Here is an 8,119-nt window from a genome sequence, read left to right as displayed (position 1 = left end):
CAGGAACAACAGTAAATGTCGTTGTTAAAGACAAAGACGGTCAAGTTGTTGCAGAAGGTCCAGCGACAGTTACAGGTGATACATGGACATACACACCATCAGTTGAATTGGCAGATGGCGAATATGACGTAGTTGCAAAAGCAACAGATCAAGCAGGTAACACAGGTGAATCTCAGCCAGAAAGCTTCGAGGTTGACACAGTAGCGCCTGAATTAACCATCGATGAGCTTAAGCCAACAAACGATACCACTCCTGAAATTACTGGTAAAACAGAACCAGGAGCGATAGTTGATGTTGTGATCAAAGACAAAGACGGTGAAATTGTCTCTGAAGGTAAAGCAGAAGTTGATCCAGAAGGTAACTGGACGTATACACCGACTGAAGAATTACCAGAAGGTCATTACGATATTGAAGTAACTCCGACTGATAAAGCGGGTAACAAAGGTGATACTTCTAAAGAACAGTTAGAAGTTGATACAACACCTCCTTCTGACATTACTATTGATCCAATTGGTGGTGATGATTTCGAATCGAATGATCCTCAACCTGAAATTACAGGAACAGGTGAGAAAGGTTCGCTAGTGGATATCGTGATCACCGGTCCAGATGGCTTCGAAGAGAAGGCCACTGTTGAAGTTGGAGAAGATGGTAAATGGTCGTATAAACCAGAAGCTGAGTTGGAAGAAGGTGACTACAAAATCGAAGCTACTCCTAAAGATGAAGCTGGAAACGTAGGTAATCCAACTGAACAAGATTTTGTAATCGACTTGACACCACCAGATATCGATATTGATCCGTGGGAAGATGATAATGATCCTTGGTTAGATATCGATCCTTGGGATGATGAAGAAGCTGCATGGGATGTGAGTGAAGCTGCATCTGTACAGGCAGTATCATTAGCTGCTGAGCCTCAAATTGCTGCATTCTCTGCTTTCGCTGCACGCTCATTATTTATTGCTGAACCAGTAGTAACAGCATCTCAAGTAACGGCGGTTGATCCAAGTATTAATTATACTAATGATCCACAACGTACGATTAGTGGTAATACAGTAAATAATCCTAAAGAGGTTGCTGTAGAGATTAAAGATGCTAACGGTGCTGTGGTATCTAGTGGTTTAGCAGTGTTGTCTGCAGGCCGTTGGAGTTATAAACCAGCAGAACCTTTAGCAGATGGTATATATACACTTGTAGCCACTGCACGTGATGCTGCTGGTAATACTAGCCGTACAGTTTCTTTAAAATTTGGTGTAGATACACTTTCACCTGATTTGTCAGTTGAAGAGTTATATCCTACAAACGATACTACTCCAGCAATTTCTGGTTCAACTGAACAATATTCTAAAGTTCAAGTCGTGATCAAAGATAAGAATGGAAATACTGTTGTAGATGCACCAGCTTCTGTAGATAGCTCAGGCAATTGGACATTTACACCGCCAAGAGATTTAGCGGATGGAAATTACACAGTTGAAGTAACATCTACTGATTTAGCTAAGAACAAAAAAACTGAAACTCAGCAATTAACAGTTGATACTCAAGCTCCTGATGCTGTGATTATTAATCCAATTACAGATCCAAGTGACTTGAAACCAGTATTAACAGGTAAAGCTGAAGCGAATACTACTGTCGAATTAGTGATTAAGGACTCTACAGGTCGAATTATTGATTCTGCACTTGTTCCTGCTGATCAAAATGGTAATTGGACATATCCAATCAACGATAATTTACCAGAAGGTACAATTATCGTTGAAGCTAAAGCGATTGATGAAGCTGGAAATATCGGTCCTTCATCAAGCATCGGCTTCGATTTGGATGTAACTCCTCCAGATGCTCCAACGGCAACATTTAATGCAGATGGTTCATTAGTAACAGGTACTGCACAAGCTTTATCAACTGTTAAAGTAAAAGATGCAAACAACAACGTGATTGGTACAACCACTGCGGATAGCAATGGAAACTACTCAATTAAGTTGATACCAAGTTTGAATGATGGACAAAATGTATCTGTGACCGCTTCTGATGTAGCGGGTGAATCTGCACCACGTCAAGTGACTGCTCCAAACATTCCGTTGGATGCCATTGATAATGTTGCTAAAGCTGGTATCGAGTACGAGTATCCTGTTACAGAGAAATTCATTAAAGATGCGATTTCGTACAACTGGTTAATTGGTTTCCTTGGTATCACGCTTGGTAAAACAAGTGGTGCTACAGAGTTTACAATCGGTGCTAACAAAACTGCTGACGTACAACTTCAAGTGAAGTCTGCTTCTTGGAAAACATTGTTTGACACTGTGAAAGTTAATCTGTACAAACAAGACAGTTCTGGTAAGTGGGTACTTATCGCTAATGATAAATCGTCAGGTTTATTCGACTTTATTGGTATCTTTGGTGAAGTTGCACATATTAATTTAGATGGTTTATCAGCTGGTAAATATCGTATTGAAATGAGTAACTCGAACCTTGCTTCTTTACCAGGTTATGTACAGACTAACTTGCTCATTAAAGAAACTGATACAAGTACAACGCCTGTAGTGAAGTCAATCACTGAAGCGAAGGGTAATGTGATTACTGATCTTGATCCTGTACATGGTAAAGATCTTGTAGTTGCTGGTGCTCTTGTGAAAGCTGTAAATGGTGTTGCGATTAATGGTGCAACAACAATCAAAGGTGAGTTTGGTACATTAACAATCGATGCAAACGGTACATACGCTTACAAACCAAATGCAAACCTTAATGCGATTGGTAAAACGGATGTATTTAAATACACGATTACTGATCCTGTAACTGGTAAGTCTGATACAGCGCAATTAGTACTTCAAATTGATTCTAAATCAGGTACACCATTGGCTTGGAGCAAATTCACACCAGAAGCAAACGCGAATGATGCTGATGCATTGGCGAATGAAACAGCTGGTAAGTTCAACTCTACTTACTTGAATGAAACAGTTTCTGCTAAAGGTTTGGATAAGTTGATCTTCAATGTGTTAAATGACAACAGCCATAACGGTGGTAACGGTGTTGACACAATCAATGACTTCCAATTAGGCAGCAATGTGAAGATTGATGTTTCTGAGTTGTTATCTGATAGTGCAACTGCTCAAAACATTGATAAATTCATTTTTGTCGAGAAAGACGGAAACAATACGAAGTTAAGTATTGATCGTGATGGCGCAGGTACAACTTATAACAAGGTTGACTTAATTACTTTCAACAATACTGATGTTTCACTTCAAGACTTGTTGAACAAAAATCACTTGTTGTTCTAATAGACTAATGTAAAAAAGAGGAACTTCGGTTCCTCTTTTTTTTATTCTTGAATTAAAAAAAATGGGACATTTAAAATGTCCCATTCATTGTCTATAACTTATTTGAGTAGATTAAGAAAATTTAAATAATGTTGTACGAGGATTTGTTCTTGTTCCAATATTGGTGTATGACCTACACCTTTTAAGATGATAGGCCCTTGAGCATTTTTCAGTAATCCTTTCAGTTCAGCTGCAGCTTCTACATTAATAATTTGATCACGATCTCCCCAAATGATGAGTGTTGGTTGATCGATTGAACGAGCCGCTAGCGCAAATGTTTCAGGTGTAAATGATTTGGACATGAGAATAAGTTGCTCAACGAGTTTCGTGTTATTTGTAACATTGGATATCATGAGCTTTTCTTGTTCGACTTTCAGTTCGTTCGGTATAAATGGAGGTTGCTGCGTAGCAATTTTAAATAACCGATCAAAATCTCCAGGTTTAGAAACGATAAAATTTTTGAGTAAATTTGGGTCTTTTAAGTAAGGGGTATTGGCAGATTTAAATACACCTGCACTGTTAATGAGTAGTAATGATTTAGTATCGATTGGATACTGCGCCGCATAAAGTAATGCTACAGCTCCGCCCATGGAGTGACCGGCAACATTTAGATTTTGATCAACATGAATGGCTTCTGCAAAGCGACGTAATTTTTCTGTCAGATTAGGAATTGAATAATCAAAATCTGCAGCTACTTTACTATCACCTTGTCCAGGTAAATCAGGGATAATGACGTGATAATGTGGTGTCAGATAGCGAGCGACTCGGTTCCAATTATCCCGACTGCCTGCAAGACCATGCACAAGCATAAGTACTGGTTTGCCTTTGGTTCCACCTTCACTGTAAGCCCAATCGATGTCGGAGACTTTAATGCGCTTGGTATTCAGTCCAGCCCAAGCACGTTCTTGTTGTAAAATATCTTGTATATTTATACTGCTTGGCGCGGCTTGAGTTGTCGATGTAATAGAGATTGTACCGACTGCAATTGAAGCAGCAAGTAAGTGTGAAAATATCCTTTTCATTGTATTTCTCTGTGTATTGTTATTGTGCAAATTTAGATTAAGTGAGTCTGTTATGAAATGCATTTGCTCAAATCAATCATCCGATAAACTATAGGTCAATTATTGATGAATCGATCAGTATCAGCGGAAATGGCACAGTTGATCTTGGCCACAGTATCACAAATTCCTTATGGGAAAGTAGCCAGTTATGGCCAAATTGCTGCGATGTCAGGACTGCCTAAACATGCCCGGTTGGTTGGTCGTGTTTTGAATCAATTAGATGTGAGTAGCGACTTGCCTTGGCATCGTGTCATTAATGCGCAAGGTAAAATTAGTCATCAGCGTTTGGATGATCAAGGTTTTAATTGCCAGCAAGCTAGATTGCTTGAAGAGGGAGTTGTGTTTAACAATGGCAAAATAGATTTCAAGATTTTTGGATGGTTCGAGTAGCTCCGTATGACGGTATACGGAGCTATCCGTTATTATTGCTTTACGACAAAAACAGGTACATTGACTTCGGTGATGAGGCTTTGTGCGACACTGCCCATAATTAATTTCTTGAATCCTGTGCGACCGTGCGAGCTGATAACAATCAAATCAATATTAAGCTCATCAATCGCTTTCATTATTGTACGGTGAATACTTTCTCCTTCGAGTATTTTTGTCTCTACGTCTACTCCATATTCATTAAACTTTGCTTTAGCTTGAGCTAGGTTATCTTCAATAAATTTTCGTGCTCGTTCAATTAAAAGATTTGACTGCCCATCTGAGAGATATTCGGCTGCGATATAGGGATCGAGTGTCATCACTTGAACTACAGTAATTTTGCTATTAAATGCTTTAGCCAATTCAACAGCATGCTGAACGACGTTGAGTGCTACTTCTGAACCATCCACTGGAACGAGGATATTTTGATAATTCATGTTGTTCTCCTTTTTTAACCGTTATTAAAATAGTTCAAAATAAAGTTAAAAAATTATGCTTTCGTATTGATCATATACTGCTTTTTTTATTAATAAAACCAAGTAAATTTGTTGGAATTTTTTTAAACAGGTATTTAAGATTGGTTAAATTATTTGATAACTATATCTTTATTTATTTTTATATATACTATTTCATCAATTATATATTCTGGTATAAGTTCCTCAGAACAAATATTAATTAAATTAAATGATAAATTTTTGTAAAATTGTATGCATCTCGATTTTTGGTACATTATTAACATCTCATCTCTATGCAAATTATATAATCTCTGCACAATCGTTTGCGGAAATTCCAAGTTCTGAGAGTTTGGTCAACTCAATTTGTCAAAAAAACGAATTGAAATGTCGAGCACAAGACACAAAATTATATCGTGTGAAGAATATGAAGGATTCATATTACTATCTAATTGATTCTTCTCCCAAACTAGTCAAATTTCAAAAAATGGGTGAACACTATATTGAACTTAATCGTTGGGATTTTAAGGATTATAGACATTCACATCAAAGTTTTAGCGTAGACGATGAGTTTCAAAGCTCAGGAATCAAAATTTATCCAGCCCTTTATCCATTAAGTCAAAATGATCTGGCAATTGCTATCATTGATGATAGGTTTGTAAGCTACTCAGGTGGAGGGAGAACAGAGCAGTATGCGGACTTTGTTCAATTGAATCATAAAGGAAAATATAGATTAGCAGTAGCAGATCAACTTTTTTATGCTTCTGAAAGGATTCGTGCATGTTTTTCAGAACATGATTATCAGACTTCAGCACATTGTTACGATGAGTCTGGAACTGTTCTAAATATTCATTTTAAACGCGGTGATCAACAATATTATCATTGGACTCTAAATTACACTGATTATATTTGGCCTGCTCACGAATCTGAAAAAAATCGAAAAGTAGTGAAATATTCAAAAAAAATATTGCCATTTAATGATCTAAATTAAAAAAATAATCTGAAATTGAATTAACATCACCTGCCTGCAATTGCTCACGCATTTTCAAAAACTGCTTTTCATCTAGATCATAGAGCTTAAGAGAAAGCAGTTTTTTAATATCTTGTTCAGAAAAGCGATATTTAATAATTTTCGCAGGTACACCACCTACGACAGCATAAGGTGGCACGTCTTTGGTGACGACAGCACCAGTTGCCACCACTGCGCCTTCACCAAGTTTTACCCCTTGCATAATCATGGCACGACTACCAATCCAACAACCATCACTAATGATAGTATCGCCAGCAGGCACAAAACTACGCGTATCAAAAGGAAATGCTGAAATCCAGTCAGTACGGTGTAACTGATTTCCACCCATCATGATGACACACTCAGCTCCAAAGCAGACAAAATTGCCAATATAAAGCTGATCGATGGGTTTTTCAGGTGTGGAAGGTTTGTCATGTAGGTAACGCACCACACAACGCTCAAAACCTTGATCCCAATAGGCTGAGTAATAACTATAATTGCCTTTGATATGGATATTCGGATTTTTTACCGTTTTAGAAATAAATTCGAACTCACACCAATGATTGACAGGCGAGTTGATCAACTTTGGAGACATGATGAAATAAAAGGAGAAGATTTTAGGGCATTATATACCAATTAAAACTTACATCCTGAATGAAAACTTTTATATTCATTGAGCATTAGAAGAATGGAAAAGCTATGTTTGTTGAAACAGAATTTAGAGAAGATAGACCTGAAGAAATATATAGAATAATAAAGGAGTATCCTCTTGCATCTTTGGTCGCACAGACCCAAACAGGGTTAATTGCTGAACATATCCCGCTCATATTAGTAGATGAACATACATTGAGAGGACATGTTTCATTGCAGAATACACTATTCAATCATTCGATTTTGAATAACCAAATACTATGTATCTTTAAAGCAGAGGATGCTTATATTTCACCGAATTATTATCCTTCAAAATTTGAAGATCACAAAAAAGTACCTACTTGGAATTATCAAGTTGTACACATTAATGGTGATATTCAGTTTTTTCATGATCAGAAAACTAAACTTGCAGTATTAGGTCAACTCACTCAACAACATGAACGTATAACGAATGGTAAAAATGCTTGGAAAATGGCAGATGCACCAAAAGATTACTTACTGGAAATGCTCGACCATTTGGTTGTATTTGAAATTAAAATTGAAAGAATCATCGCTAAATCAAAACTAAGTCAAAATAGAGAGGAAAAAGATTTTCGTAATGTTATTAAGAAGCTTCATGAAGCTGGAAAAGCGCATCTAGCAAAAACAATGAATCAATTAAAAAGAGAATAAAAAAACCCCTCACCAGAGGGGTTTATAGCCTAAAATATCAACAATTAGAGATATTCTACGCTCACAATTTCGTATTCAACTTCACCTTGAGGTGTCGTAATTTTAACTTCATCGCCTTCATTTTTACCCAAAAGACCACGCGCGATAGGAGAGTTCACAGATATTTTGTTAATTTTAAAATCTGCTTCGTCATCACCAACGATTTGATACGTTTTACGTTCTTCAGTATCTAAATTTTCAATTGTAACTGTGACGCCAAAAACTACGCGTCCATTTTGCTCAAGTTCTTTAACGTCAATCACTTGTGCAGCACCCAATTTTCCTTCGATATCTTGGATACGGCCTTCACAGAAACCTTGTTGCTCACGTGCAGCGTGGTATTCCGCGTTTTCTTTAAGATCTCCGTGTTCACGTGCTTCAGCAATCGCTGCTGTAATACGAGGACGATCTACAGTTTTAAGTTGGTGTAATTCTTTCTCAAGCGCTTCTTTGCCCTGAGGTGTCATAGGATAACGTTGCATAGTTGTCCCTCAAAAAAGTAAGTAT

The 8,119-nt window shown here is 37.3% G+C and carries 8 protein-coding genes; 4 read left to right on the top strand and 4 right to left on the bottom strand.

Annotated elements, in window-relative coordinates; translation table 11 throughout:
* Window positions 1–3,263 (top strand): Ig-like domain-containing protein (locus AC1M9I_RS04170; protein WP_481610732.1); only part of this gene is annotated, 3,263 nt, incomplete at its 5' end.
* A gap of 98 nt (window positions 3,264–3,361) precedes the next feature.
* Here AC1M9I_RS04170 and AC1M9I_RS04165 read toward each other — a convergent pair.
* Window positions 3,362–4,324: an alpha/beta fold hydrolase gene (locus AC1M9I_RS04165; protein WP_481610731.1), complete on the bottom strand. Its 963-nt coding sequence runs from the start codon at window positions 4,322–4,324 to the stop codon at window positions 3,362–3,364.
* A gap of 105 nt (window positions 4,325–4,429) precedes the next feature.
* Between AC1M9I_RS04165 and AC1M9I_RS04160 the strand changes: the two genes are divergently transcribed.
* The gene (locus tag AC1M9I_RS04160; protein WP_481596726.1) at window positions 4,430–4,753 is read left to right on the top strand and encodes an MGMT family protein; all 324 of its coding nucleotides are present in this window, start codon (window positions 4,430–4,432) and stop codon (window positions 4,751–4,753) included.
* A 32-nt stretch (window positions 4,754–4,785) separates the two neighbouring features.
* On the opposite strand, the gene AC1M9I_RS04155 is transcribed toward AC1M9I_RS04160, so the two are convergent.
* Window positions 4,786–5,226: a universal stress protein gene (locus AC1M9I_RS04155; protein ID WP_481610730.1), complete on the bottom strand. Its 441-nt coding sequence runs from the start codon at window positions 5,224–5,226 to the stop codon at window positions 4,786–4,788.
* 442 nt (window positions 5,227–5,668) lie between these two features.
* Between AC1M9I_RS04155 and AC1M9I_RS04150 the strand changes: the two genes are divergently transcribed.
* Window positions 5,669–6,232 carry a hypothetical protein gene (locus tag AC1M9I_RS04150; RefSeq protein ID WP_481593198.1) on the top strand — a complete coding sequence of 188 codons (564 nt, stop codon included), beginning with the start codon at window positions 5,669–5,671 and terminating at the stop codon, window positions 6,230–6,232.
* Here the strand turns inward: AC1M9I_RS04150 and AC1M9I_RS04145 are convergent.
* The gene (locus AC1M9I_RS04145; protein WP_481593197.1) at window positions 6,216–6,845 is read right to left on the bottom strand and encodes a CatB-related O-acetyltransferase; all 630 of its coding nucleotides are present in this window, start codon (window positions 6,843–6,845) and stop codon (window positions 6,216–6,218) included. The genes AC1M9I_RS04150 and AC1M9I_RS04145 overlap by 17 nt on opposite strands.
* A 104-nt stretch (window positions 6,846–6,949) precedes the next feature.
* Between AC1M9I_RS04145 and AC1M9I_RS04140 the strand changes: the two genes are divergently transcribed.
* Window positions 6,950–7,573, top strand: coding sequence for an FMN-binding negative transcriptional regulator (locus AC1M9I_RS04140; RefSeq protein WP_481593196.1), 624 nt, complete (start codon window positions 6,950–6,952; stop codon window positions 7,571–7,573).
* A 44-nt stretch (window positions 7,574–7,617) separates the two neighbouring features.
* Here AC1M9I_RS04140 and greA read toward each other — a convergent pair whose 3' ends face one another.
* Window positions 7,618–8,094 carry a transcription elongation factor GreA gene (gene greA, locus AC1M9I_RS04135; RefSeq protein ID WP_035266896.1) on the bottom strand — a complete coding sequence of 159 codons (477 nt, stop codon included), beginning with the start codon at window positions 8,092–8,094 and terminating at the stop codon, window positions 7,618–7,620.
* Between the last annotated feature and the right edge of the window lie 25 nt (window positions 8,095–8,119).

The sequence above is a fragment of the Acinetobacter sp. ANC_7553 genome (assembly GCF_056779895.1).
Note: the sequence above shows the minus strand (reverse complement) of the source record. Positions and strands in the feature narration are given on the sequence as shown.